Source organism: Microbacterium sp. ABRD28, assembly GCF_003850245.1.
In the GTDB taxonomy this organism is placed as follows: domain Bacteria; phylum Actinomycetota; class Actinomycetes; order Actinomycetales; family Microbacteriaceae; genus Microbacterium.
On sequence record NZ_CP031015.1, the window covers coordinates 717,427 to 742,869 of the forward strand.

A 25,443-nucleotide genomic window follows, 5' to 3' on the forward strand; every position below is an offset into this window, starting at 1 on the left:
CGCCTCGCTCTACACCATCCTCGTTGGGAGCCTTCTATGGGTCGATCCTCCGTGAGAGCAGCCGCGGTCGTCACACTCGCCGCCCTGTTCACCGGGTCCGCAGCAACCGGCGCCTATGCCGCGACACCCGTAGAGGAGGTGACACCCCCCACTCCCATCGATTCCCCCACCGGTTCGTACATCGTGCTGCTCGAGGAAGAGCCCGTCGCGACGTACGAGGGCGGCGAGGCAGGGCTCGCGCCCACCAAGCCCGATGAGGGCGAGAAGCTCGACACCCAGTCGCAGGCCGTCGAGGAGTACTCCACCTTCCTCGCCGAACGGCAGCAGGATGTCGCGGCCGAGACCGGCGTCGACCCTGCGGCCACCTACCAGCTGACCCTCAACGGTTTCAGCGCGAAGATGTCGCCCGAGCAGGCCGCGAAGGTCGCCGGGACCGACGGCGTCATCGGCGTGTACCCCGATGAGATCCGTCACCCCGACGCGGTCCCCTCCACCGAGTTCCTCGGCCTCGAGGGCGCCGGCGGCGTGTGGGAGCAGGTCGGCGGTGTGGATGCCGCAGGTGAGGGCGTCGTCGTCGGTGTCATCGACACCGGTATCGCTCCCGAGAACCCCTCGTTCGCCGGCGACCCGCTGGGCACGACGCCGGGCACGGGCGAGCCCTACCTCGAGGGCAACGAAGTCGTGTTCGACAAGGCCGACGGCACGCAGTTCCGCGCGGAGCGCGTGACCGGCGAGGCGTGGGACGAGTCGGCGTACTCCACCAAGCTCATCGGTGCGCGCTACTTCGGCGACGGCGCTGCCGCCGCCGGCTTCACCTTCGAGGCCGATTACCTCTCGCCCCGCGACAACGACGGGCACGGCTCGCACACCGCCGGCACGGCCGCGGGCAACGACCAGGTCGCCGCGTCGATCGAGGGCATCGACCTCGGCGCGATCTCGGGTGTCGCCCCGGCCGCGAAGGTCTCGGCGTACAAGGCCTGCTGGGCAGGCCCCGACCCGCTCGTCACCGAGGACGACATCTGCGCCCTGAGCGACCTGCTCGACGCGATCGACACCGCGGTGGCCGACGGCGTCGACGTCATCAACTACTCGATCGGTGGCGGCGCAGCATCCTCCACCTGGCAGCCGGACGACATCTCGTTCTTCAACGCGGCCATCGCGGGTGTGTTCGTGTCGGTCAGCGCCGGCAACAGCGGCCCCGACGCCTCGACCGCCGACCACGCCTCGCCGTGGTACGCCACCGTCGCCGCGTCGACGATCCCCACCTGGGAGGGCAGCGTCCAGCTGCCGAACGGCTTCCTCGAAGCCGGCGCGTCGGTCACCGTGCAGGAGGGTGAGGAGGTCACCGGCCCGGTCGTCTACGCCGGCGACATCCCCGCCGCGGGCGCGAACGCCGCCGATGCCGCGCTGTGCTTCCTCGACACCGTCGACCCCGCGCAGGCCGCGGGCAAGATCGTCGTCTGCGACCGCGGCGTGAACGCGCGCGTGGAGAAGTCGCAGGAGGTCGCCGCCGCCGGCGGAACCGGGATGATCCTCGTGAACGTCACCCCCGGGTCGCTCGACAACGACTTCCACTCGGTTCCGACCGTGCACCTGGATGCCGCTGCGCGCCCCGCGCTGCTGGACTACGTCCAGAACACCGTCGACCCCACGGCGACCCTCATCGGCGGCAACATTACCGGCAACGAGACCCCGGTGCCGCAGGTGGCGGGCTTCTCGAGCCGCGGCCCGATGCTCGCCGACGGCAGTGATGTGCTCAAGCCCGACATCGCCGCCCCCGGTGTGGCGATCCTCGCCGCGGTGCAGAACGATGCCGACGGCAACCCCGCGTACGGCGTGCTCTCGGGCACCTCGATGGCGGCGCCGCACATCGCCGGGCTCGGCGCGCTGTACCTCGGCGAGAACCCGCTGGCCACGCCCGACGAGGTCAAGTCGGCGATGATGACCACCGCCTACGACACCGTGAACGCCGATGGGACGGCGAACACCGACCCGTTCGCGCAGGGCGCCGGCCAGGTCGACGCGCGACGCTTCCTCGACCCGGGCCTGCTGTACCTCAACGGCCCGGCTGACTGGGCGGCGTTCGTCGAGGGCGTGGGGAACTTCGACTTCGACGGTATCGAGCCCATCGACGGCAGCGACCTGAACCTCGCCTCGATCGCGATCGGCACGCTCTCCAGCGAGCAGACCGTGACCCGCACCCTCACCGCGACGCGCCCCGGCACGTACACGGTGGATGCGTCGATCCCCGGCGTCAACGTCTCGGTCGAGCCGTCGACGCTCACCTTCGGGGCGGCAGGCGAGAGCCAGTCGTTCTCGGTGACGATCTCGAACGCCACGGCTCCCGTCGAGCAGTGGGCCACGGGCTTCCTCACCTGGACCGGCGGTGACGGCACCACCGCGCGCTCGCCGCTCGCGGTGGTGCCCGTGACGGCGGATGCTCCGGCGACGGCCTCGGGCGAGGGGATCACCGGCAGCACCGACGTGACCATCACGCCCGGCGTGACCGGCGACCTCGCACTGAACCTCTCGGGCCTCGCGCCGGTGAGCCTGCTCACCGACCCCGCGAACCCCGTCGAGGGCCACACCGGAAACGAGAACTCCGGTGACGAGAACGGTGACGTCGCGTGGATCGTCGACGTGGCCGAGGGTGCGACGCTCGCACAGTGGAAGCTGGACTCGTCGGATGACGAGGGCAGCGACCTCGACCTGTTCGTGTACCGCGTGGTCGCTCCGGATGACCTCCGCTACTACGAGTCGTGGTCTTCGGCGACGGCGTCTGCCGACGAGCAGGTGAGCCTGGACGACCCCGAGGCGGGGACGTACCTGGTCATCGCGAACATGTACTCGATCACGCAGCCCCTGACGTGGGATCTCACGTCGGCGGTCGTCACCCCGGGTGGCGCGGGCTCGTTCACCGCGACGCCGAACCCGCTGCCCGTGCAGCAGGGCGTGCCCGCGACCTACACCGTCTCGTGGTCGGGCCTGGAGGCCGAGACCCGTTACCTCGGTGTCGTCGGCTACGGCGACTCGGCGGTGCGGACGGTCGTCGAGGTCGATGCCGGGGCCGCGGCTCCGGTCGCGGTCGAGGCTCCGTCGATCAGCGGAACCCCGAAGATCGGACGCACCCTCACCGCTGACCCCGGCACGTGGGACCCGGCCGAGGTGACGGTCGCCTACCAGTGGCTGCGTAACGGCGAGCCGATCGAGGGGGCGACCTCCGACCGCTACCGCGTGACCCGCGACGACCAGGGCGCCGCCCTGTCGGTGCGCGTCACCGCCACGGCCGAGGGGAACATCAACCCCGGCACCGCGACGAGCGCCGAGGTGTTCGTCAAGGTGGCTTCCGACACGCGGGTGAGCCTCAACCGCTACGTCGGATCGAGCTCGCAGGAGTTCGTCGCCACCGTGACGGTCTCGGCCCGGAACGGCGTCGTGCCCGAGGGTGAGGTGACCCTCTTCGTGGATGCGAAGAAGTACACCGGCACCCTCGTGAACGGTCAGGTCGCCTTCCCGCTGCCCAAGCAGAACCGCGGCGTGCACGTCGTGGTCGCGCAGTACGGCGGCAGCGACACGGTCGAGACCTCGACGGGACTCTCCGGGTTCCTCGTGCTCCGCTGACGCGGAGAGCGACCGCGCTGAGAACGACGGCGGCGTCCGGGCTTCGGCTCGGGCGCCGCCGGCGTTTCGGGGCGGCGTCGGGGGCGCAGGCTAGACCCGGCGGCGCCGGCGTGTCAGGCGCACGGCCGGAAGCGGCGGAGCGGGGATCCACTCGTCGCCGTGATCGACGACCCGACCGAAGCGGTCGCCGCGTGCCTGCCAGGCCTCGCGCGCTTCGACGATCTCCTCGTGCGAGCGGCCGACGAAGTTCCACCACATGACGATCTCGTCTTCGAACGGCTCGCCTCCGAGGAGGAAGACCGTGGCGTCATCCGAACTGGACAGTTCCACCCCGCTCCGGCGGGTTCCGAGATAGAGCAGATGGCGGTCGTCGACGGATGCCGCGGGGCGGCCGTCGGACTCATCGACGACGTCGAACACGTCGACCTCGCCCGTGAGGCCGAGGACGGCGTGCTCCCATTCCGGCCGCAGCGGTACGCGCACCCGCGACCCGGCGGGGATGCGGATCTCGGCGCCGACGATGGGTGTGAAGGCGCTCGCCGGTGATGCCGCCTCTCCCAGGCTCCCCATCACGACGGTCGCTTCACCGTCGGCGCCCGTCGTGGCATCCAGCCGCAGTGTGGGCAGCGCCTCGTGCCGCTCGAAATCGGGGGCACCGTTTCGTCGTGACTCGGGGAGCGCCACCCACAACTGAAGGGCGTCGAGCGCGGTCGGACCGTCGCCGAGGGAGTACTCCGAGTGCGAGATGCCGGCGCCGCTCGTCATGAGGTTCAACGCGCCGCGGCGCACCACGACGTCGCTGCCCACCGAGTCGCGGTGGCGCACCTCGCCGACGAGAGGCCACGTCACCGTCTGCAGTCCGATGTGCGGATGGGGTTCGACCCGCATCGTGGTCTCCTGCGGACCGAACCGGTCCAAGAAGCACCACGCCCCGACGATCGGCAGGTCGCGCTGGGGAAGCGCCCGGTAGACCTCCATCCCGCGCACCCCGCCGAGCGGCACCTCGCGCGCCTCGAGCAGCAGGGCCCGCGGGCCGTCGCACTCCACCGCCGCCGACAGCTCGGCGGAGGCGTCCAGGCCGCCTGCCGTGCCCTTCGTCGGAGCGTCGAGGCGTGTCATGGCCGGGGCTCCGGCCAGTCGACCTGCAGGCCGGCGACCTCGTGCTTCCCCAGCCAGCGCGCGACGAAGGGGCAGCGGGGAACCATCGTGGCCCCCCGCGCCGCGACATCCGCCATCGCCTGGCCGACCAGGGTGCCGCCGAGTCCGCGGCCGGCGAAGGCCTCGTCGATCTCGGTGTGGATGAACAGCTCGCGACCTCGGGAGTCGGTGATGAACTGCGAGAATCCGCCGAGCGCGTCGCCGACGTGGATCTCGTAGCGGCCGGCCTCGTCGTTGCGGGTGACGGTGATGGTGTCGGTCTCGTCGCTCACGGGCGTCCTTCCGTTGTGCATCCCAACCTAAGCCGCCCCGAAGACATTCCGCGAGGATGCCGTCGCGCCACCCGGCGCCACTTGGCGCGTGGATCGGGCAGACTCGCTGGATGCCCCTCTCGCTGCTCGACGCCGTCCCGACCGGTGCAGATCCGGATGCGGCGTACGAGGGGTTCGCCGCGTGGGCGGCCGATCGCGGGCTGAGCTTGTACCCCGCCCAGGACGAGGCGGTGGTCGAACTGGTATCGGGCGCCCATGTCATCCTGTCCACGCCGACGGGGACGGGAAAGTCGCTCGTGGCCGTCGCCGCGCACGCGATCGCACTCGCCCGCGGCGGCCGAACCTACTACACCGCGCCGATCAAGGCCCTCGTGAGCGAGAAGTTCTTCGCGCTGGTGGACATCTTCGGCGCCGAGAAGGTCGGCATGGTCACCGGGGACTCCTCGGTGAACCCCGACGCTCCGATCGTGTGCTGCACGGCCGAGATCCTGGCGAACCTCGCCCTGCGGCAGGGACCGGACGCCGCGGTGGACCAGGTCGTCATGGACGAGTTCCACTACTACGGCGATCCCGATCGGGGGTGGGCGTGGCAGGTGCCCCTGCTGCTGCTGCCGCGCGCCCAGTTCGTCCTCATGTCGGCCACGCTCGGCGACACCTCCGAGATCTCCGCCGACCTCCGCCGGCGCACCGGTCGCGAGGTCGCCGAGATCACCGGAGTCGACCGCCCGGTGCCGCTCGACTACACCTACTCGCGCTCTGCGGCGCACGAGATCGTCGAGGAGCTGCTCTCCGACCAGAAGGCGCCGATCTACATCGTGCACTTCTCGCAGGCGGCGGCCATGGAACGCGCGCAGGCACTGTCGAGCGTGCGGATCGTCTCGCGGGAACGCCGCGACGAGATCGCCGAGGCGATCGGGGGATTCCGATTCACCACCGGATTCGGCAAGACCCTCTCCCGCCTCGTCCGCGCGGGCATCGGCGTGCACCACGCCGGGATGCTGCCGCGATACCGACGACTGGTCGAGACCCTCGCCCAGCGCGGGCTGCTGCGGGTCATCTGCGGCACCGACACGCTCGGGGTCGGCATCAACGTGCCGATCCGCACGGTGGTGCTGACGGCGCTGACCAAGTACGACGGCCAGCGGATGCGTCACCTCACCGCCCGCGAATTCCACCAGATCGCGGGTCGGGCAGGTCGCGCCGGATTCGACACCGCCGGCACCGTGGTCGTGATGGCGCCCGAGCACGAGATCGAGAACGCCGCGGCCGTCGCGAAGGCCGGATCCGACCCCAAGAAGCAGCGGAAGGTCGTCCGCAAGAAGGCTCCGCAAGGGTTCGTCAACTGGGGCGAGGCGTCGTTCGAGCGACTCGTCGCCGCCGAACCCGAGCCGCTCGTCCCGCACCTGCAGCTCACCGCGGCGATGCTCATCAACGTCATCGCCCGCGGCGGCGACGTCTTCGCGCACGTGCGCAGCCTCGTCTTCGACAACCACGAGCCGCGGCCCCGTCAGCTCGCGCTGGCCCGCCGCGCGCTGGCGATCTTCCGCACGCTCGTCGTCGCCGGCATCGTCGTGGTGGAGCGCCCGGGCGGCGCCGTTCGTCTCACGGTCGACCTGCAGCCGAACTTCGCGCTCAATCAGCCGCTGTCCCCCTTCGCGCTTGCGGCGATCGAGGTGCTCGATCCCGGTGTCGAGCAGGGGAGGTCTGTCGAGCGGGGGGCCGACGGCGACGACGCGGGCCGCACCGCGGGAACCGGCCACTACGCCCTCGATGTCGTGAGCGTGATCGAAGCCACCCTCGACGATCCGCGGCCGATCCTCTCCCAGCAGGAGTTCCGCGCGCGCGGCGAGGCGGTCGCGGCGATGAAACGGGACGGCGTCGAGTACGACGACCGGATGGCCGCGCTCGAGGAGATCACCTACCCCAAGCCGCTCGCCGAGCTGCTGGAGCAGACCTTCGAGGTGTTCGCTTCGAGCCAGCCGTGGGTCCGCGACTTCGCCCTGTCGCCGAAATCGGTCGTCCGCGACATGTTCGAGCGAGCCCTGTCCTTCGCCGAGTTCGTCTCCTTCTACCAGCTCGGGCGCAGCGAGGGACTCGTCCTCCGCTATCTCAGCGACGCGTACCGTGCGATCCGTCAGACGGTTCCCGCCGAGGCCCAGACGCCCGACCTCCTCGACCTCGTCGCCTGGCTCGGGGAGCTCGTGCGTCAGGTGGACTCGAGTCTCGTCGACGAGTGGGAGGCGCTGATCAACCCGGCCGCCGACCCCGATGCGCCCGTCGTGCCGCCGGCGCCCCCGTCGATCCTCACCAATCGGCGCGCGTTCGTCGTTCTGGTGCGCAACGAGCTGTTCCGCCGCGTTCAGCTGGCCGCGCTACAGCGCGATGACGAGCTCGTCGCGCTCGACCCCGACGTCGACTGGCCCACCTCTCTCGATGACTACTTCGACGAGCACGACGAGATCCTCACCGGCGGATCCGCCCGTTCGTCCGCGCTGGTCACGATCGACGAGACCGACGCCGCCGAGGGGCGCTGGGCGGTCGAGCAGACGATCGATGATCCGGCCGGTCACCATGACTGGCGCATCCGTGCCGAGGTCGACCTCGAGGCATCCGTCGCCGAAGGCACCGCGGTGGTGCGCGTGACCGAGGTCGTGCGCCTCTGACCCCTCGGGCTCACACGCGTCACCTCGAGCCCGACGATTCCGACCTTCGATCCGCTACAACGGGAGCGTGCCGACCTTTCTCGCCTTCCTCCGTGCCGTCAATCTCGGCCCGAAGCGCGTCTTCCCGAAAGACGACATCCGCCGGGTCGTGGAGAGCCTCGGGTTCGAAGGCGTCGCGACCTACATCAACACCGGCAACGTCCGTTTCACCACGCCGATGCGCTCTCGCGCACGCATCGAATCGACGCTGGAGGCGGCCTTCGCCGCCGATCGTGGATTCGACGTGCCGACGATCGTCTTCACGCAGACCGAGTTCCGGTCGATCGCGGCCGATGTCGCAGAACTCGCCGCCGCGCATCCGGGCCTCGCGCGCCACTATGTCTCCCTGCTGAAGGACGAGCTGTCCTCGGCGCAGGCGGCGGCCGTCGAGGCGACCTCCGGGGATCTGGGCAGGATGGTCGTCCGCGGGCGCGCGGCCCACGCCCTGCTCGGCGACGGCTACCGGAGCGGCGAGGTCGATCCGCTCGCCGCGACGAAGCTGCTGGGCGTCGCGACCAACCGCACGCACACCGTCGTCACGGCCCTCGCCGAGCGGTGGTGTTGACAGACCGAAGCCGGTGTCGGCGTCACCGCGTAGCATGGCCGCCGTGGCGCACGCGGACCGATACCCCCTCGACGAGGCGCCCCCCTTCGATCTCGTCTCTCCCGACCTGCCGCCGCCCGACGACGAGTGGTACCCGCCGGAAGACGTCTGGCAGCCCCCGGATGACGCGCCGGCAGCCCCGGCCGCCGCGCCGAGTGTCGCGCGCCGCGACTTCACCGGCGGCGACCCGCGGGCGGTTCTGAAAGAGGTCTACGGCTACGACGCGTTCCGCGGCGACCAGGCCGCGGTGGTCGAGCACGTCATCGCCGGCGGTGACGCGGTGGTGCTCATGCCGACCGGCGCCGGGAAGAGCGTCACCTATCAGGTGCCCGCTCTCGTGCGACCGGGCACCGGCCTGGTGATCTCCCCCCTCATCGCCCTCATGCACGACCAGGTCGATGCGCTCGTCGCCAACGGCGTGCGTGCGGCCTACCTCAATTCCACGCAGTCCCAGCCCGAGCGCGCCGCCACCGAGCGCGCGTACCTCGCCGGCAAGATCGACCTCCTCTACGTCGCGCCCGAGCGGCTCTCCCACCCGGCGACCACCGCGCTCCTCCAGCGCGGCCGGCTGAGCGTGATCGCCGTCGACGAGGCCCACTGCGTGTCGCAGTGGGGGCACGACTTCCGGCCCGATTACCTCGCCCTCGGCGATCTCGCCGAGCGATTCCCCGGCGTTCCGCGGCTGGCCCTGACCGCCACCGCCACCCGCGAGACCCATCGCGAGCTCACCGAGCGGCTCCGCCTGCCCGACGCCCGCCACTTCGTCGCGAGCTTCGACCGTCCCAACATCCAGTACCGCATCGAGCCGAAGGTCGAGCCGCGCAAGCAGCTGGTCTCGTTCATCCGCGCCCAGCCCGAGGGGTCGGCGGGCATCGTCTACGCCCTCAGCCGGAAGACCGTCGAGCAGACCGCCGAGTACCTCCGGGCGCAGCGCATCGACGCGCTGCCGTACCACGCCGGGCTCCCGGCCGAGATGCGCGCCGCTCACCAGGCGCGGTTCCTCCGCGACGACGGGGTGGTGATGGTGGCCACCATCGCGTTCGGGATGGGGATCGACAAGCCCGACGTGCGGTTCGTCGCGCACATCGACCTGCCCAAGTCGGTCGAGGGCTACTACCAGGAGACCGGGCGCGCCGGGCGCGACGGCGAGCCGAGCATCGCGTGGATGGCCTACGGGCTGGGCGACGTGGTCCAGCAGCGTCGCCTGATCGACGCCTCCCCAGGTGACCGCGTGTTCAAGACCCGCCTGGGTCAGCACCTGGACGCGATGCTGGCGCTGTGCGAGACGGTCGGATGCCGCCGGCAGAACCTCCTCGCCTACTTCGGCCAGCCCTCCGACCCCTGCGGCAACTGCGACACCTGCCTCGAGCCTCCCGAGACGTGGGAGGGCACCGTCGCCGCGCAGAAGCTGCTGTCCACGATCGTGCGGCTGCAGCGCGAGCGCAACCAGTCGTTCGGCGCCGGACAGCTCATCGACATCCTCCGCGGCAACAGCACCGAGCGAGTGCGTCAGCAGCGGCACGATCAGCTGGCCACCTTCGGCATCGGCGACGACCTGAGCGAGCAGGACTGGCGCAGCGTCATCCGGCAGCTCCTCGCCCGCGGCATCCTCGTCGCCCGCGGCGAGTACGGCACTCTCGCTCTCGGCGACGCGGCGCCCGACGTGCTGCGCGGCGACAGCGCGGTGCCGCTCCGCCGTGACGTGCTCGGGCGGTCGGGCGGCGGTGGTCGCGTTCGCAAAGCCGCGGCGAGCGAGACGCTGGATGACGGCGACAAGCCGCTGTTCGAGGCGCTGCGCGCCTGGCGCGCGGGCGTCGCACGCGAGCAGGGTGTGCCCGCGTACATCGTGTTCGGCGACGCGACACTGCGCGCGCTCGCCGAACGCCGCCCCGAGAGCGCGGCCGACCTCGAAGGCATCCCTGGAATCGGGGCGAAGAAGCGCGAGGCGTACGGCGAGGCCGTCCTCGATGTGGTCCGGGCCGGCTGAACCCGCGTCCTCTAGGCTCCTGTGAGGGGCGATGAGGCCCCTCACGGCATCGGGCGATGAGGCCCGGGAGGTCTGGCCCCGCAATGAGCAACATCGACATCGCCCAGGCGGCGCAGCTCGAACCCATCGGGGTGATCGCCGACAGGCTCGGCATCCCCGCCGAGGCCCTCGAACCCTACGGGCGGCACAAGGCCAAGGTGTCGCTGGAGTTCGCCCGCAGCATCCGGGATCGCCCGCGCGGCCACCTCGTCCTGGTGACCGCGGTCTCCCCGACGCCGGCGGGCGAGGGGAAGACCACGACGACGGTCGGCCTCGGCGACGCGCTGAACCGGGTCGGGGCGCGTGCCGCCATCTGCCTGCGCGAGCCGGCGCTCGGTCCGGTGTTCGGGATGAAGGGCGGCGCGGCCGGGGGCGGGTACGCGCAGGTGGTGCCGATGGAAGACATCAACCTGCACTTCACCGGCGACTTCGCCGCGAACGGTGTGGCGACGAACCTCCTCGCGGCCCTCATCGACAACCACATCCATCACGGCAACGCCCTCGGCATCGACGTCCGCCGGGTCACGTGGCGGCGGGTGCTCGATGTGAACGACCGCGCCCTGCGCGACGTGGTCGCGGGCCTCGGCGGCCCGGGCAACGGCTATCCGCGTGAGAGCGGGTTCGACATCGTCGTGGCGAGCGAGGTGATGGCCATTTTCTGCCTCGCCACCGACCTCGCCGACCTGAAGGCGCGGCTGGGCGAGATCGTGATCGGCCACACGCGCGAGCGGCAGCCGGTGCGCGCCCGTGACCTCGACGCGCACGGTGCCATGGCGGCGCTGCTGCGCGATGCGCTGGCGCCCAACCTCGTCCAGACGCTCGAGCACACCCCGGCGTTCGTCCACGGTGGTCCGTTCGCGAACATCGCGCACGGCTGCAACTCGTACCTCGCGACCGACACGGCGCTGCACCTGGCCGACTACGTCGTGACCGAGGCGGGATTCGGATCCGACCTCGGCGCCGAGAAGTTCGTCGACATCCTCTGCCGCTCCACGGGGCTGCGTCCCTCGGCTGCCGTCATCGTCGCCACGGTGCGGGCGATGAAGTACCACGGCGGTGTCGAGGTCGCAGACCTCGCCACGGAAGATGTCGCGGCGCTCCGCCGCGGCGCGGTCAACCCGCGGCGCCACATCGAGATCGTGCACGGTGTGCTCGGTCTTCCCGTGGTCGTGGCGATCAACCACCGGGCCGAAGACACCGATGCCGAGGTCGCCGCGCTCCAGGAGGAGGCGGCAGCCGCCGGGGTCACCGCCGTCGTCGCCCGGCACTTCGCCGAGGGCGGTCGAGGCGCAGAGGAGCTCGCCCGCGAGGTCGTGCGCCTTTGCGAAGAACCGTCGGAGCCGGCGCTCACCTATCCCGATGACGCGACCCTGTGGGACAAGATGCGGGCCATCGCCACGCGCATCTACGGCGCATCCGATGTCACCGCCTCCAGCGCCGTGCGCGCGCAGATCCGTCGCCTCCAGGAGGAGGGGTACGGCGGGTATCCCGTCTGTGTGGCCAAGACGCAGTACTCGTTCTCGACCGACCCGCGCCTGCGCGGGGCGCCGACCGGTCACGTCGTCGACATCCGCGAGGTGCGCCTGGCCGCCGGCGCCCGCTTCGTCGTGATGATCTGCGGCGACATCATGACGATGCCGGGCCTGCCCGCCGTGCCCGCCGCGAACACCATCGACGTCACCGACGACGGGCGGATCGTCGGGCTCTTCTGACCTCGCCCCCGGGATCCCCTGCGGGGCGCCCGCCGGGGTCCCCTGCGGGGCCGGATGTCGCTTGGGCACAACCGCCCCCGGCGACGTGGCCGGGCACCCTTGTGCCTAAAGCACAACGCACTTGGTAGCACGTTGTGGGACACCTACGGTTTAGGTGACTTCCTTCGACTCCTTCTGGAGAGGTGAGAAATGGCCGACGCCGCCGTTCGTCCTGAAACCCCCGCATCCGACTCCCGCACGCCCGCCGGCGGAGCGCCGACCGCCGCCCACACGGCGGCCGAGGCATCCGAGGCCCGCATCGACATCGATGCCGTCACGAACCTGCTGCTCGGCACGTGGGCCGACACCCGCCGCGAGGCGCGCGAGCTGATCAAGGACTCCGCGTTCTGGCAGGTCAACGACCTGACGGTCGCCGAGCACCGTGAGCGCACCCTCACGCAGCTGCACCTCCTCGCCGACAACGGCGGCGGGCGCCGCGCGTTCCCCGCCGAGTACGGCGGTGGCGACGACAACGGCGCCAACCTCGCCGGTTTCGAGGAGCTCGTGCTCGCCGACCCGAGCCTTCAGATCAAGTCGGGTGTGCAGTGGGGGCTCTTCGCCTCGGCGATCTACCAGCTGGGCACCAAGAAGCACTGGGACAGGTGGCTCCGCCCTGTCATGTCGATGGAGCTCCCCGGGGCGTTCGCCATGACCGAGACCGGGCACGGGTCCGACGTCGCCGCCATCGGCACCACCGCGACCTACGACCCCGACACCGAGGAGTTCGTCATCCACACGCCGTTCCGTGCGGCCTGGAAGGACTACCTCGGCAACGCGGCCCTGCACGGCAAGGCCGCGACGGTCTTCGCGCAGCTGATCACCGGCGGCGTCAACTACGGCGTGCACTGCTTCTTCGTGCCGATCCGCGATGACGAGGGCGCCTTCCTCCCCGGCATCGGCGGCGAGGACGACGGACCCAAGGGCGGCCTGAACGGCATCGACAACGGCCGCCTGCACTTCGACCAGGTGCGCGTCCCGCGTGAGAACCTTCTCAACCGCTACGGCGACGTCGCGCCCGACGGCTCGTACTCGAGCCCCATCGACAGCCCCGGGCGTCGCTTCTTCACGATGCTCGGCGCCCTCGTGCAGGGACGCGTCTCTCTCGACGGGGCCGTCACGACGGCATCCGCTCTGGCTCTCTACATCGCCGTCACCTACGGCAACCAGCGCCGTCAGTTCGACTCGGGAGCCGGCAGCGACGAGGTCATGCTGCTCGACTACGGCAAGCACCAGCGGCGGCTGCTGCCGCTCGTCGCCCAGAACTACGCCCAGTTCTTCGCCCACGACGAACTGCTGCGCAAGTTCGACGGGGTCTTCTCGGGCCGCGCCGACACCCCTGAGGAGCGCGAGGACCTCGAGACCCTCGCCGCGGCGCTGAAGCCGCTGTCGACCTGGAACGCGCTGAACACGATCCAGGAGAGCCGCGAGGCGTGCGGCGGTCAGGGATTCCTGGCCGAGAACCGGATGACGGGGCTGCGCCACGACCTCGACGTGTACGTCACCTTCGAGGGTGACAACAACGTGCTCCTCCAGCTGGTCGGCAAGCGCCTGCTCTCGGACTACGCCAAGCAGTTCAAGGGCAAGGATGCCGCGGCGCTCGCCCGGTTCGCGGCAGCCCAGACGGCGGGCAAGGTGTTCCACGGTGCGGGGCTACGCCAGCTCGGGCAGGCCGTCGCCGACTTCGGCTCCACCGCCCGCTCGGTGGAACTCGGACTCCGCGCCGAGCAGCAGCACGAGATCCTGTCGGGACGCGTCGAGCAGATGGTCGCCGATCTCGCCGCGGCGCTCCGCCCCGCCTCCAAGCTCGACAAGGCCGAGGCGGCGGCGCTGTTCAATCGTCACCAGGCCGAGCTCATCGAGGCGGCCCGCGCGCACGGCGAGCTGCTGCAGTGGGAGGCCTTCTCCGACGGGGTCAAGGCCGTGACCGACCCCGGCACCCGCCAGGTGCTCACCTGGCTGCGCGATCTGTTCGGTCTTCACCTCATCGAGAAGAATCTCGCGTGGTACCTCATCAACGGGCGTCTCTCGACCCAGCGCGCCGCCGCGGTGTCGCGCTACATCGACCGGCTCTGCGCGCGGCTGCGGCCCCACGCCCAGGATCTCGTCGACGCCTACGGGTTCGCGCCCGAGCATGTGCGCGCCCCCATCGCCTCGGGTGAGGAGCGCGTGCGCCAGGAGGAGGCCCGGGAGTACTACCGCGCCCGAGCCGCCGCCGGCAACGAGCCGATCTCGGAGAAGTCGCTGCAGAAGGGCAAGACGCTGCAGAAGAAGTAGCGCGCGGCCGGTGTCGCCGGTGCGGGGCATACTGACCGCATGAGTGTGGTCACGGGGCCCGACGGACGCGATCGCTGCGGGTGGGTCGGCGACGACCCCGAGTATCGGCGCTACCACGACGAGGAATGGGGCCGACCGCTGCACGGCGACCGGCCGCTCTTCGAGAAGATGAGCCTCGAGGGCTTTCAGGCCGGACTCTCGTGGATCACGATCCTCCGCAAGCGCCCGGCATTCCGCGACGCCTTCGACGGATTCGACCCCATCGTCGTCGCCGGGTTCGGCGACGACGATGTCGAGCGGCTGATGGGCGATGCGGGGATCATCCGCAATCGCGCGAAGATCCTCGCCACGATCGGCAACGCCCGGATCGTCGCCGAGATGCCCGACGGCGCGCTCGATGCCCTGATGTGGGCGTACGCTCCGGATGCCGCGGGCCGGCCGCGCCCGCGGTCGTTCGCCGATCTGCCGGCGACCACCCGCGAGTCGGATGCGCTCAGCCGCGACCTCAAGAAGCGCGGCTTCCGCTTCGTCGGCTCGACGACGATGTACGCGCTGATGCAGTCGTCGGGCATGGTCGACGATCACCTCGAGGGATGCTGGCGCGCGGCGGAATCACCGCCCGTGTGACACCCACTGCGGACACCCCCTGTCCGCGGTCCTTGGCACGCTGTATCGTCTAGGCGCCTCGACAGACGGGAAACGCATGACCGCTGCATCCGCTCACATCGCCGATTCGCATGGGCTCATCCGTGTCGTCGGCGCCCGCGAGAACAACCTCAAGGACGTCACCGTCGACATCCCCAAGCGGCGCCTCACCGTCTTCACCGGCGTCAGCGGATCGGGCAAGTCGTCGCTGGTGTTCGGCACGATCGCGAACGAGTCGCAGCGCCTCATCAACGAGACCTACCCGACCTTCGTGCAGCAGTTCATGGAGCAGCTCAGCCGCCCCGAGGTCGACGCGCTCGAGAATGTCAGCGCCTCGATCGTCGTCGATCAGGAGCGCATGGGCGCCAACTCGCGATCGACGGTCGGCACCGCCACCGACGCCCAGGCGATGCTGCGCATCCTCTTCAGCAGGCTCGGGCAGCCCAGCGCGGGCGCGAGCTTCCACTACAGCTTCAACCTGCCGCAGGGCTGGTGCCCGCGCTGCGAGGGACTCGGCGAGGTGAGTGACATCAACCTCGAGCAGCTCTTCGACCGCGACAAGTCGCTCGCCGAGGGCGCGCTGACCATCCCGGGGTACAGCGTCGACGGGTGGATGGTGCGCATCTTCACCGAGTCGGGCTTCGTCGACCCCGGCAAGAAGATCCGCGACTACTCCGACGACGAGCTCCATGCGCTGCTGTACAAGGAGCCGACGAAGATCAAGGTCACCGGCATCAACATGACCTACGAGGGACTCGTCCCCAAGGTCACGAAGTCGTTCCTCCAGAAGGACCGGGATGCGCTGCAGCCCCACGTGCGGGCCTTCGTCGACCGAGCCGTGATGTTCACCGCGTGCCCCGAGTGCGGCGGGTCGCGCCTGAACGAGGCGGCGCGGGCATCCCTCATCGACGGGATCTCGATCGCGGATGCCGCGGCGATGCAGATCTCCGACCTGGCCGCGTGGCTCGACACCGTCGACGACCGCGAGGTCGGGCCGCTCATGTCGGGGCTGAAGCACCTCACCGCGACCTTCGTCGAGGTGGGTCTCGGCTACCTTTCGCTCGATCGATCGTCGGGCACGCTGTCGGGGGGTGAGGCGCAGCGCACCAAGATGGTGCGTCACCTCGGGTCATCGCTCACCGACATCACCTACGTCTTCGACGAGCCGACGGCGGGTCTTCACCCGCACGACATCCAGCGGATGAACGACCTGCTCCAGCGTCTGCGAGACAAGGGCAACACCGTGCTGGTCGTCGAGCACAAGCCCGAGGTCATCCAGATCGCCGACCACATCGTCGACCTCGGACCCGGTGCGGGCCGCGCGGGTGGCGAGATCCAGTACACCGGGGATGTGGCGGGGCTGCGCGCCTCGCAGACCCTCACCGGCCGGCATCTCGACCATCGCGCGTCGCTCAAGGCTGCGCCCCGCGGCGCGCGCGGAGCGCTCGAGATCCGCGGAGCGACACAGCACAACCTCACCGGGGTCGACGTCGACATCCCGCTGGGCATCCTCACCGTCGTCACGGGTGTGGCGGGGTCGGGGAAGTCCTCGCTCATCCACGGGAACGTGCCGTCCTTCGACGACGTGGTCGTCGTCGACCAGTCGCCGATCAAGGGTTCGCGCCGTTCGAGCCCGGCGACCTATACCGGAATCCTCGACACCGTCCGCACCGCGTTCGCGAAGGCCAACGGCGTCAAGGCGTCGCTGTTCAGCGCGAACTCGGCGGGCGCATGCCCGGTCTGCAAGGGTCTCGGCGTCATCATCACCACCCTCGGCTACACGCAGAGCGTCGAGACGCTCTGCGAGGTGTGCGAGGGAACCGGCTTCAGCGCCGAGGTGCGCGAGTACCTCCTGAACGGCAAGAACATCGCCGAGGTGCTGGCGATGTCGGCGGCCGAGGCGGCGGAGTTCTTCCCGACCGGCCCGGCGCACACCACGCTCGCACGGCTCATCGACGTCGGCCTCGGGTACATCACCCTCGGGCAGGCGCTCAACACGCTGTCGGGCGGTGAGCGGCAGCGCCTGAAGCTGGCGATCTCGATGGCCAAAAAGGGCGCGATCTACGTGCTCGACGAACCCACGACGGGGCTTCACCTCGCCGACGTCGACAACCTCCTGCGCCTGCTCGACCGGCTCGTCGACGCCGGCAACAGCGTCATCGTCATCGAGCACCACCAGGCCGTGATGGCGCACGCCGACTGGATCATCGACCTGGGTCCCGGCGCCGGCCACGACGGTGGGCGCATCGTCTTCGAGGGCACACCGGCCGACCTCGTGGCGACGGCCGACACGCTCACCGCGCGGCATCTGCGCACCTACGTCGGCGGCTGACCGCCGGGTCCCGCGGGGGCGCCGCGCTTACGCGCCTCGCGCGACCCGTCAGAAAGTGCGGCTGGGGATGCGGCGTGGCAGCGTTTTCTGGCGGGTCGGCGTGGGTGCGGGGTGCGGCGGGTCGCGCGAGGGCGCCGCGCTTACGCGCCTCCCGCGACCGGGCAGAAAGTGCGGCTGGGGATGCGGCGTGGCAGCGTTTTTTGGCGGGTCGGGGTGGGTGCGGGGTGGGGTGCGGGTCGCGCGGGGGCGCCGCTCTCACGCGCCTCCCGCGACCGGGCAGAAAGTGTGGCTGGGGATGGGGCGTGGCAGCGTTTTTTGGCGGGTCGGGGTGGGTGCGGGGTGGGGCGGGTTGCGCGCGAGGGCGCCGCGCCGCGCAGCCCGCGTCTCAGCCGAGCTGCGAGTGCTCGCCGAGGCGGTGCCAGCTGCGGTTGTGGTAGACCAGCGCGTCGGCGGGCTCGCCCGGTTCGACATCGCGGGTGATCTGGTGCTGCAGCGCCTGCGCGGCGATGACGGTCGAGGCGCCGGCATCCATCCGATTGATGATCGCGCAGCGCAGCCACGCCCGCGCACCGGGGAAGACCGGCTCGCCCGTGGGAAGCCGCGCCCACAGCGACGTGTCGGCGAAGCGGTCGATGCCACTGGTGGCAGCGAGCTTGGCGAGCTCGAGGTCGTGCGCGTCGAGCAGGTGCACGACCACCGTGTCGGCGGCGGCGATCGTGGGGGCAGCCGACGAGATGGCCGAGAGCGAGAAGATCAGCAGCGGCGGCTCCGCGCTCACGGACGACACCGAGGTCGCCGTCAGCGCGACAGGTCCGTCGCCGGCGTCGGCGGTGATGACGGCCACGCCGCCGGGGTGTCCGCGGAAGACGGTCTTGAACTCCTCAGCGCTGAGCGAGGCGGTCGGGAACGACGCGGGATGGGTGCCGGCGGCGGAACGAGTCATGGGCGGCAGGCTAGCCCGCGACAGATCGTTCGCCGTCATCGCGTTTCGTGATGTTTCAGAGCTGGCCACGACAGAGGAAACCACGCGGGCTCCCGAACGATTCCCCACGGCTCACCGGCCGGCGTCGTAGAGGTGCCGGGCGCCGTGGCTGAGCACCTTCACGACCACGCCGCGGCGGCGGAGGGCGGCGACGGTGCGCGTCTCCTCCTCGATATCGCGTCCCAGCGCGTGGACGTTCGCCACGACGAGCACGTCGCCGTGGCGGAGCGTGCCGAACAGGCGCACCAACCGCTCCTCCCAGCTCTCGAGGGTCTCCGGCGAGGGATGACGGAATCCCTCGATGGGCACCCCGAAGCGGGTGAGCAGATCACGCTGCTCGACCACCGACGGCATGTCGTCGCGGGCGATGACGAGTCCGACCAGGCGCGCACCCGACGGGCGGGCGGCCCACCAATCGCGATCGCGCTGCAGTTCGGTGAAGCACTTCGGGCAGTCGGCTGCATCGTGGGGCACCGGGACGGGGCTGGTCTCCATCGCCTCGCCGAATCCCGCACTCATGGCATCCATTCTCTCCCGGGATGACGGGTGTCGCGACCTTTCGACCCCTCTCAGTCCTCGCCGTCGAGGCGGAGTTCCAGGCTCAGCTCATCGGCGTCGAGCTCGGCGAGCGTGTGTCGGAGCACCGCGGTGCTGTACGCCCCGCCCGACGACAGCTCGGTGAGCCGCCGACGCATCGCGCGGATGAGCACGAGGCGCAGCTCGAGCGAGTCGCGCACGAGCGCGGTGGTGTCGTCATCGGGCGGTCTCGAGTAGCGGTCGCCGACGCGGGCGATGAGCTCCGGCGAGAAGCTCTCGCCGTCTCGTCGGGAGAGGTTCTCATCGGCGAGGGCCGCGGCCGCGGCATCCCGGAGCTCCTCATCCAGCCGCAGCCGCTCCTCGCGACCGACGGTCTCGTCGCCTTCGCCGTCGAGGCCGAGGATGCGCACGACCCACGGGAGCGTCGAGCCCTGCAGCAGGAGGCTGCCGACGGCGACGAGGAAGGCGACGAAGACGAGCAGATCGCGCGACGGCGTCTCGGCCGGAAGGGTCTGCGCCGCCGCGAGGGTGACGACGCCGCGCATGCCGGCCCACACCATGACGGTGCCGTGCCGCCACCCGAGCGGGGTGGTGCGGTGATACTCGAGGTCTTCGATGAAACGGAGCACCCGTGGACGGGCGCGTTCGGGCACCCTGTCGGGCCAGGTGCGCACCCGCGGGAGGTGGAGGGCCGCGCGTCGCGCGCGGCGCGACTCGCCCCACACGAGGAGGGAGACGAACACCGCGCGCGCAGCGAGGATGATCAGCAGCGCCGTCGCCGCGAGGAAGACCGCCCGCTCGAGACCACCGGCACCGTCGCCGGCCACCGAGTCCCACAGGTCCTTCAGTTCGAGCCCCATCACCAGGAACACCGCACCCTCGAGGACGAGCTCGACCGTGCGCCAGTTCAGCTCGTCGGACAGGCGCTGCTCGGGGGTGAACCGGCGGGCGGCGCCCTGCCCGGTGACGATTCCGGCGACGACGGCGGCGACGAGGCCCGAGCCGCCGAGCGCCTCGGTGGGAAGGTACGCCACGAACGGCACCACGAACCCGATCGCGGTGTTCGCGGCGGGGTTGCGCACGAGCGCGCGTACCCGCAGGTTGACGTAGCCGATGATCGAGCCGACGACGATCGCGACGACCACGCCCCACAGGAACGCCCCGACGATTCCGCCCTCGGGGATGGAGCCGGTCACCGCCGCGGCGACCATGGTGCGCAGGATCACGAGCGAGGTGGCGTCGTTGAGGAGGCTCTCACCGTCGAGCCAGGTGGTGACGCGACGGGAGATGCCGAGCCGCTTCGCGATGGAGGTCGCCACCGCGTCGGTGGGGCTGAGGATGGCCCCCAGCGCGATCGCCAGATACAGATCGAGCCCCGGAACGACGGCGTGGAAGAAGAACCCGAGCGCGACGGCGCTCACGACCACGAGCAGCACGGCGAGCCCCGAGATCGGCCGCACGTCGCGGCGGAATTCGATGGCCGGAAGCGAGACCGCCGCCGAGTACAGCAGGGGAGGCAGCACCCCGATGAGGATGACCTCGGGGTCGAGTTCGAACGCCGGCACGAACGGCAGCAGGCTGACACCGAGCCCGAGGAGCACGAGCAGCAGAGGCCCGGCGAGCCGCAGGCGCGGACCGAGCGCGGTCGCGCCGGCGATGACCAGCACCGTCACCGTGGCGATGACGATGACCTCGATCACGGCAGGATGCCCAGGCTCCGCACGGCGTCGCGCTCGGCGACGAGCTCGTCGACCGAGGCGTCGATGAGCGTGCGCGACCGGTCGTCGACGCCCAGATCGGCGACGACCCGATAGCCCGAACCGTCGGAGGTGACGGGGAAGGAGCAGATGAGCCCCTCGGGCACGCCGTACTCGCCGTGGGAGACGACGGCCGCCGATGTGCGGAAACCGCCGAGCACATCGCTGCGCACGTGCTCGATCGTGGCGTGAGCGGCCGAGGCGATCGACGACGAGCCGCGAACCTCGATGATCTCGGCGCCCCGGCGCGCCACCCGGGGGACGAACTCCTCGTCGAGCCAGGCGATCGCGGCGTCCACCCCGCCCCGGTGCTCGGCGAGGGCGTCGATGACGGGACGGCCGGCGACCGTGGCATGCGAGACATCGGGATACTGCGTGGCCGAATGGTTGCCCCACACGATGACCCCGTCGATGTCGCGCGGGTTGACCTCGAGAGCGCCGGCGAGCTGGCCGACGGCGCGGTTGTGATCGAGGCGGGTGAGGGCGGTGAAGCGCTCGGGAGGGATGTCGGGGGCCGACGACTGTGCGATGAGGGCATTGGTGTTGGCGGGGTTCCCCACCGTCACGACGCGGACGGCGTCGTCGGCGACATCGTTGAGGGCCGCGCCCTGCGGGCCGAAGATCCCCGCGTTGGCAGCGAGCAGGTCGGCGCGCTCCATGCCCGGCCCGCGGGGGCGGGCGCCGACGAGCAGGGCGATCTCGCAGCCGTCGAAGGCGGTGCGCGGGTCATCCGAGATCTCGACTCCGGCCAGGAGGGGGAAGGCGCAGTCCTGCAGTTCCAGCGCTGCGCCCTCGGCGGCGCGGAGGCCGGCGGGGATCTCCAGCAGCCGGAGTCGCACGGGACGATCGGGACCGAGCATGTCGCCGGCGGCGATGCGGAAGAGCAGGGCGTAGCCGATCTGCCCTCCGGCGCCGGTGAGGGTGATCGTCGTCGCGCGCATGGCTCCGAGCATAGGGCCGGGCGGCGTCGTCCCGTGAGGGAGGCGTTCGGAGCGGTACCGTGAGCAGATGACGTTCAATGAGAACGCCCAGATCGGCGGGAACACGGCGCGACGACGCGGCGGCGGACTCGTTCTCGCCGGAGGCGGTGTGGCCGGCATCGGTGCGATCGCCGTCCTGCTGCTGAACCTGTTCACGGGGGGAGACTTCTCCGGCCTCCTGGGCGGTGGCGGCGTGCCCGGCGTCTCCGGCGGCGAGGGCAGTGAGATCGCATCGTGCGAGACCGGCGCCGACGCCAACCGCAACGACGCATGCCGCCTGGCGGCGGGATCGCTCGTGCTCGACCAGTACTGGGCCGAGCAGGTCGAGGGCTACCGTCAGCCGCAGCTGATCATCGTCGACCAGTCCACATCGTCGGCGTGCGGCACCGCTTCGAACGCGACGGGGCCGTTCTACTGCCCGCCCGAGGAGACGGTGTACATCGACCCCACCTTCTTCGGGCTGCTGCGGGAACGCTTCGGCGCGAGCGCCGGCGAGCTCGCGCAGCTCTACGTGCTCGCGCATGAGTACGGCCACCATGTGCAGAACATCACCGGCATCACGCAGCAGAACCCCGACAACGGCACCGGCCCCGACAGCAACGGCGTGCGGATCGAGCTGCAGGCCGACTGCTTCGCCGGGGCGTGGGTCGCGGCGATGACCGAGTACGTCGACGAGAACGGGGTGCCGTTCCTCCTCGAGCCGACCGGTACCCAGGTCACCGACGCCCTGAACGCCGCGGCCACGGTCGGCGACGACCACATCCAGCAGGAGGCCGGGGCGCCGGTCAATCCCGAGAGCTGGACGCACGGGTCGAGCGAGCAGCGGCAGCGGTGGTTCGCCGCCGGTTACCAGGGCGGGGTCAGTGCCTGCGACACCTTCGCGGTCTCGGGGAGCGAACTGTGAGCAGCGGCCCGGCGCACCTCGACGGCATCCTCTATCCGGCGATCGAGCCGTACGCGACCGGCGAGCTCCTCGTCGGCGACGGCAACCGCGTGTACTGGGAGGAGAGCGGCAACCCCGACGGCAAGCCCGTGGTGTTCCTCCACGGGGGCCCGGGCGCCGGGACATCGCCGTGGCACCGCCGGTTCTTCGACCCCGAGCGCTACCGCATCGTGCTCTTCGACCAGCGCGGCTGCGGCCGCAGCACCCCGCACGCGTCGGCGCCCGATGCCGACCTGCGCTTCAACACCACCTGGCATCTCGTCGCCGACATCGAGCTGCTGCGCCGCAACCTCGGGATCACACGGTGGCAGGTCTTCGGCGGATCGTGGGGGAGTGCGCTGGCCCTGGCGTATGCCGAGACCCACCCCCACGCGGTCACCGAGGTGGTGCTTCGCGGTGTCTTCACCCTGCGCCCGCACGAGCTGGAGTGGTTCTACGAGGGTGGGGCGGCGGCGATCTTCCCCGACCTCTGGGAGGACTACCTCGCCCCGATCCCGGTGCTCGAGCGTTCCCGCATGATCGAGGCGTACTGCCGACGGCTCTCCGACCCCGACCCGGCCGTCCACGTGCCGGCGGCCAAGGCGTGGACCCGCTGGGAGGCGGCGACGCTCACCCTCAGACCCGACGCCGACCTCGTCGACACGATGACGGACGAGGTCGCAGCGACCGCCTTCGCCCGCATCGAGAACCACTTCTTCATGCACGGCGGATGGTTCACCCAGGAGCAGCTGATCCGCGGCGCGACGGCGCTCCGCGACATCCCGGGTGTGATCGTCCAAGGCCGGTACGACGTCTGCACGCCGGTGATGACGGCGTGGGACCTGCACCGGGCGTGGCCGGAGGCCGAGCTGGTGATCGTCGACGACGCCGGGCACGCCGCCTCGGAGCCGGGGATCGCCGCCGCGCTGCGCGCAGCGACCGACCGGTTCGCGACCCTCGACGTGCCCGCATCGACAGACGTCACCGACTGAGCCTCACGCGGTGAAAGGCACGCTCCCGGCGCTGCAGTACGACCCCGGCGAGTGCACCACGTGCGCGATGCGCAGCTCGGCGGCGTCGTCCTCGCCGACCGCGGGGGCGAGTTCGGGGGAGATCCGCCAGTCGAAGGCCTCGGTGTCGGGATTCTGCCGGGCGTGTTCGCGCAGGCCCAGCGGCACGAGGCGCAGGCGCCGGTCGACCCACTCGGCATCCCAGGGCCCCTCGCTGAGGATCTGCTCTGCGGCGCGGAATTCGTAGTAGATCGTCCGGCGCAGGCGATTCCCGGTCACGGCCTCCGAGCCGTGGACGATCATCACGTCGTGCACGAGCACGTCGCCGGGGTTCAGCTCGACCTGGATGACGCCGGGTGCATTCCAGCCGTACTCCTCCTGCAGCTGGCAGACGTCGACGGGCGCGCGGTGCGAGCCGGGAGCCACCCGGAGGGCGCCCTCCCCGGCGCGCGAGGCGTCGAGGTAGACGTCGATGTTGAAGATGCGGTGGGTGCGGGGGTGCACCGCGTCCTGGTGCCAGTCGATGGCGGCGCCGTCTCCGGCGTCTTTGAACACCAGCGACTCGTACGTCGGCACGAAGTTCTCGCCCGCGAGGCTCTCGGCGATGCCGAGCACGGCGGGGCTGCCGAGAAGTTCCAGCGACGCGGACTGGGCCTTGTTGTGGAGGTAGTCCACGCGGAACATGCGCTTCTGCCCGCCCCGGTTCGCCCACGCGTAGTCCCCCGCGTCGGGGTGATCGGGACCCAGAGCGCGGCCCTGGGTCATCCAGGCATCGGATGCCGCGCGAAGACGCTCCAGCAGGGGAGTGGGGATCCGGTCGCGGAGGATCAGGTACCCGTTCGCGTCGAAGAAGGCGATCTCTTCCGGGGTGAGGTGCCACGCGCGCGTCGGCGCGACGGGGGTGGCGGTCAGTGTGGTGTCGGTCATGCAAGGGACGCTACGGGAGGAGTCCACCGCAGGACTTCCCGAGATGCATGGGAGAATTCCGGGATCATGAGCATGCCAGACGACCGGCCGGAGTGGTTCGGGTTGGCCTCGTTCCGAGGAGCGGTGCCGGCGATGTTCGCCGCGCACCGGCACGACGACCTCGAGGTCAACGCCTCGCCCTCGCCGCTGGTCTACCTCATCGACGGGAGGCAGGCCACGATCCCGGCGGGAAGCCTCGGGGTGTTCTGGGCGGCCCGGCCACACCGGCTGGTCACCGCCGTCGACGAGGTGAGCTGGGTCACCGTGCCGCTCGGGGTGGCGCTCGGCTGGTCGTTGCCGGGCGGGTTCATCGGATCGCTCTTGGCCGGCGACCTCGTGCTCGTCTCGGAGCAGGCGGGGCTCGCGCTCGCCCCACGGGCGGAGCTGTGGACCGATGCGCTGGCGCGTGATCCCGCCGACCCCGAGCGACGCCCGGCCGAGCTCGAGGTCGAAGCGCTCCTGGGTCGCATCGCCGCCCGTCGCACGGAGGTCGCCCCGGGGCATCCGGGGGTGAAGGGAGCCGCCGGCGCGATGGCGGCCTTCATCTCCGAGCGTGCCGCCGACGACATCCGGGTTGACGACGTGGCCCGCCACGTGCACCTGCACCCGCAGTATGCGATGACGCTGTTCCGGCGGGCGCTCGGCATCACGGTCGGCGAGTACCTGCTGCAGTGCCGGGTTGCGCGGGCCCAGCGGCTGCTGCTGACCACCGACCTGCCGATCGCCGAGGTCGGCTTCGCCGCGGGCTTCCGGTCGCAGAGCCAGTTCTACGCGCGGTTCCGCGACCGCTGCGGCGAGCCGCCCGCCGCCTACCGGCGCCGCCTGGCCGGCGCGTGACGAGCTTCGGAGATGCGCGCCGACCTCGGAGCTGCCCCGGGCGCCGCGTCCGAAGTCCGCGCGATTC

Annotated in this window: 18 protein-coding genes; 11 read left to right on the forward strand and 7 right to left on the reverse strand. The window is 70.9% G+C overall.

Annotated elements, in window-relative coordinates:
• The first annotated feature begins 36 nt into the window (after positions 1–36).
• Positions 37–3,621: a S8 family serine peptidase gene (locus tag DT073_RS03645; RefSeq protein ID WP_124292156.1), complete on the forward strand. Its 3,585-nt coding sequence runs from the start codon at positions 37–39 to the stop codon at positions 3,619–3,621.
• 90 nt (positions 3,622–3,711) lie between these two features.
• Here the strand turns inward: DT073_RS03645 and DT073_RS03650 are convergent, their stop codons facing one another.
• Both DT073_RS03650 and DT073_RS03655 read right to left on the reverse strand, forming a co-directional pair.
• Positions 3,712–4,740 carry a pirin family protein gene (locus DT073_RS03650; protein ID WP_124292157.1) on the reverse strand — a complete coding sequence of 343 codons (1,029 nt, stop codon included), beginning with the start codon at positions 4,738–4,740 and terminating at the stop codon, positions 3,712–3,714.
• Positions 4,737–5,051 (reverse strand): GNAT family N-acetyltransferase, encoded by a 315-nt coding sequence (locus tag DT073_RS03655; protein ID WP_240638726.1) that lies wholly within the window; start codon positions 5,049–5,051, stop codon positions 4,737–4,739. The genes DT073_RS03650 and DT073_RS03655 overlap by 4 nt, the downstream gene beginning before the upstream one ends.
• Before the next feature lie 110 nt (positions 5,052–5,161).
• Here DT073_RS03655 and DT073_RS03660 point away from each other — a divergent pair, with 110 nt between their 5' ends.
• From DT073_RS03660 to DT073_RS03690, 7 genes are all read left to right on the forward strand, one after another.
• A complete protein-coding gene (locus tag DT073_RS03660; RefSeq protein WP_124292159.1) occupies positions 5,162–7,714 on the forward strand; it encodes a DEAD/DEAH box helicase in 2,553 nt (850 codons plus the stop codon).
• Positions 7,715–7,781: 67 nt separating this feature from the next.
• Positions 7,782–8,318 (forward strand): DUF1697 domain-containing protein, encoded by a 537-nt coding sequence (locus tag DT073_RS03665; RefSeq protein ID WP_124292160.1) that lies wholly within the window; start codon positions 7,782–7,784, stop codon positions 8,316–8,318.
• 34 nt (positions 8,319–8,352) lie between these two features.
• Positions 8,353–10,344, forward strand: a complete 1,992-nt coding sequence (recQ, locus tag DT073_RS03670; RefSeq protein WP_124292161.1) for a DNA helicase RecQ — start codon at positions 8,353–8,355, stop codon at positions 10,342–10,344.
• Between the two features lie 83 nt (positions 10,345–10,427).
• Positions 10,428–12,095 (forward strand): formate--tetrahydrofolate ligase, encoded by a 1,668-nt coding sequence (locus DT073_RS03675; protein ID WP_124292162.1) that lies wholly within the window; start codon positions 10,428–10,430, stop codon positions 12,093–12,095.
• Between the two features lie 189 nt (positions 12,096–12,284).
• A complete protein-coding gene (locus tag DT073_RS03680; RefSeq protein ID WP_124292163.1) occupies positions 12,285–14,408 on the forward strand; it encodes an acyl-CoA dehydrogenase family protein in 2,124 nt (707 codons plus the stop codon).
• A gap of 39 nt (positions 14,409–14,447) precedes the next feature.
• Positions 14,448–15,035, forward strand: a complete 588-nt coding sequence (locus DT073_RS03685) for a DNA-3-methyladenine glycosylase I (protein WP_124292164.1) — start codon at positions 14,448–14,450, stop codon at positions 15,033–15,035.
• 76 nt (positions 15,036–15,111) lie between these two features.
• Positions 15,112–17,385, forward strand: a complete 2,274-nt coding sequence (locus DT073_RS03690) for an ATP-binding cassette domain-containing protein (protein WP_124292165.1) — start codon at positions 15,112–15,114, stop codon at positions 17,383–17,385.
• Positions 17,386–17,770: 385 nt separating this feature from the next.
• Here DT073_RS03690 and DT073_RS03695 read toward each other — a convergent pair whose 3' ends face one another.
• The 4 genes from DT073_RS03695 to DT073_RS03710 all read right to left on the reverse strand — a co-directional run bounded on the left by DT073_RS03695 (position 17,771) and on the right by DT073_RS03710 (position 21,602).
• The gene (locus DT073_RS03695; protein WP_124292166.1) at positions 17,771–18,328 is read right to left on the reverse strand and encodes a flavin reductase family protein; all 558 of its coding nucleotides are present in this window, start codon (positions 18,326–18,328) and stop codon (positions 17,771–17,773) included.
• A gap of 111 nt (positions 18,329–18,439) precedes the next feature.
• Complete coding sequence (locus DT073_RS03700; RefSeq protein ID WP_240638745.1) at positions 18,440–18,886, reverse strand: recombinase family protein; 447 nt, start codon at positions 18,884–18,886, stop codon at positions 18,440–18,442.
• 50 nt (positions 18,887–18,936) lie between these two features.
• Positions 18,937–20,604 (reverse strand): cation:proton antiporter, encoded by a 1,668-nt coding sequence (locus tag DT073_RS03705; RefSeq protein ID WP_240638755.1) that lies wholly within the window; start codon positions 20,602–20,604, stop codon positions 18,937–18,939.
• Positions 20,601–21,602, reverse strand: coding sequence for a malate dehydrogenase (locus DT073_RS03710; RefSeq protein WP_124292168.1), 1,002 nt, complete (start codon positions 21,600–21,602; stop codon positions 20,601–20,603). The genes DT073_RS03705 and DT073_RS03710 overlap by 4 nt, the downstream gene beginning before the upstream one ends.
• A 67-nt stretch (positions 21,603–21,669) precedes the next feature.
• Between DT073_RS03710 and ypfJ the strand changes: the two genes are divergently transcribed.
• Both ypfJ and pip read left to right on the forward strand, forming a co-directional pair.
• Positions 21,670–22,545, forward strand: a complete 876-nt coding sequence (gene ypfJ / locus DT073_RS03715) for a KPN_02809 family neutral zinc metallopeptidase (RefSeq protein ID WP_124292169.1) — start codon at positions 21,670–21,672, stop codon at positions 22,543–22,545.
• Positions 22,542–23,555, forward strand: coding sequence for a prolyl aminopeptidase (gene pip / locus DT073_RS03720; RefSeq protein ID WP_205783007.1), 1,014 nt, complete (start codon positions 22,542–22,544; stop codon positions 23,553–23,555). The genes ypfJ and pip overlap by 4 nt, the downstream gene beginning before the upstream one ends.
• A 3-nt stretch (positions 23,556–23,558) precedes the next feature.
• On the opposite strand, the gene DT073_RS15810 is transcribed toward pip, so the two are convergent.
• Entirely contained in the window at positions 23,559–24,500 is a 942-nt protein-coding gene (locus DT073_RS15810) for a phytanoyl-CoA dioxygenase family protein (RefSeq protein ID WP_164478139.1), read from the reverse strand.
• A 66-nt stretch (positions 24,501–24,566) separates the two neighbouring features.
• On the opposite strand from DT073_RS15810, the gene DT073_RS03730 reads away from it, so the two are divergent.
• Positions 24,567–25,376, forward strand: a complete 810-nt coding sequence (locus DT073_RS03730) for a helix-turn-helix domain-containing protein (RefSeq protein WP_124294334.1) — start codon at positions 24,567–24,569, stop codon at positions 25,374–25,376.
• The last annotated feature ends 67 nt before the right edge of the window (positions 25,377–25,443 follow it).

Excerpts from the sequence above, each read along its gene's own strand:
- DT073_RS03645 (WP_124292156.1), top strand. The coding sequence starts at position 37 with ATGGGTCGATCCTCCGTGAGAGCAGCCGCGGTCGTCACACTCGCCGCC.
- DT073_RS03650 (WP_124292157.1), bottom strand. The coding sequence starts at position 4,740 with ATGACACGCCTCGACGCTCCGACGAAGGGCACGGCAGGCGGCCTGGAC.
- DT073_RS03660 (WP_124292159.1), top strand. The coding sequence starts at position 5,162 with ATGCCCCTCTCGCTGCTCGACGCCGTCCCGACCGGTGCAGATCCGGAT.
- recQ (WP_124292161.1), top strand. The coding sequence starts at position 8,353 with ATGGCCGCCGTGGCGCACGCGGACCGATACCCCCTCGACGAGGCGCCC.
- DT073_RS03675 (WP_124292162.1), top strand. The coding sequence starts at position 10,428 with ATGAGCAACATCGACATCGCCCAGGCGGCGCAGCTCGAACCCATCGGG.
- DT073_RS03680 (WP_124292163.1), top strand. The coding sequence starts at position 12,285 with ATGGCCGACGCCGCCGTTCGTCCTGAAACCCCCGCATCCGACTCCCGC.
- DT073_RS03685 (WP_124292164.1), top strand. The coding sequence starts at position 14,448 with ATGAGTGTGGTCACGGGGCCCGACGGACGCGATCGCTGCGGGTGGGTC.
- DT073_RS03690 (WP_124292165.1), top strand. The coding sequence starts at position 15,112 with ATGACCGCTGCATCCGCTCACATCGCCGATTCGCATGGGCTCATCCGT.
- DT073_RS03695 (WP_124292166.1), bottom strand. The coding sequence starts at position 18,328 with ATGACTCGTTCCGCCGCCGGCACCCATCCCGCGTCGTTCCCGACCGCC.
- DT073_RS03700 (WP_240638745.1), bottom strand. The coding sequence starts at position 18,886 with ATGAGTGCGGGATTCGGCGAGGCGATGGAGACCAGCCCCGTCCCGGTG.
- DT073_RS03710 (WP_124292168.1), bottom strand. The coding sequence starts at position 21,602 with ATGCGCGCGACGACGATCACCCTCACCGGCGCCGGAGGGCAGATCGGC.
- ypfJ (WP_124292169.1), top strand. The coding sequence starts at position 21,670 with ATGACGTTCAATGAGAACGCCCAGATCGGCGGGAACACGGCGCGACGA.
- DT073_RS15810 (WP_164478139.1), bottom strand. The coding sequence starts at position 24,500 with ATGACCGACACCACACTGACCGCCACCCCCGTCGCGCCGACGCGCGCG.
- DT073_RS03730 (WP_124294334.1), top strand. The coding sequence starts at position 24,567 with ATGAGCATGCCAGACGACCGGCCGGAGTGGTTCGGGTTGGCCTCGTTC.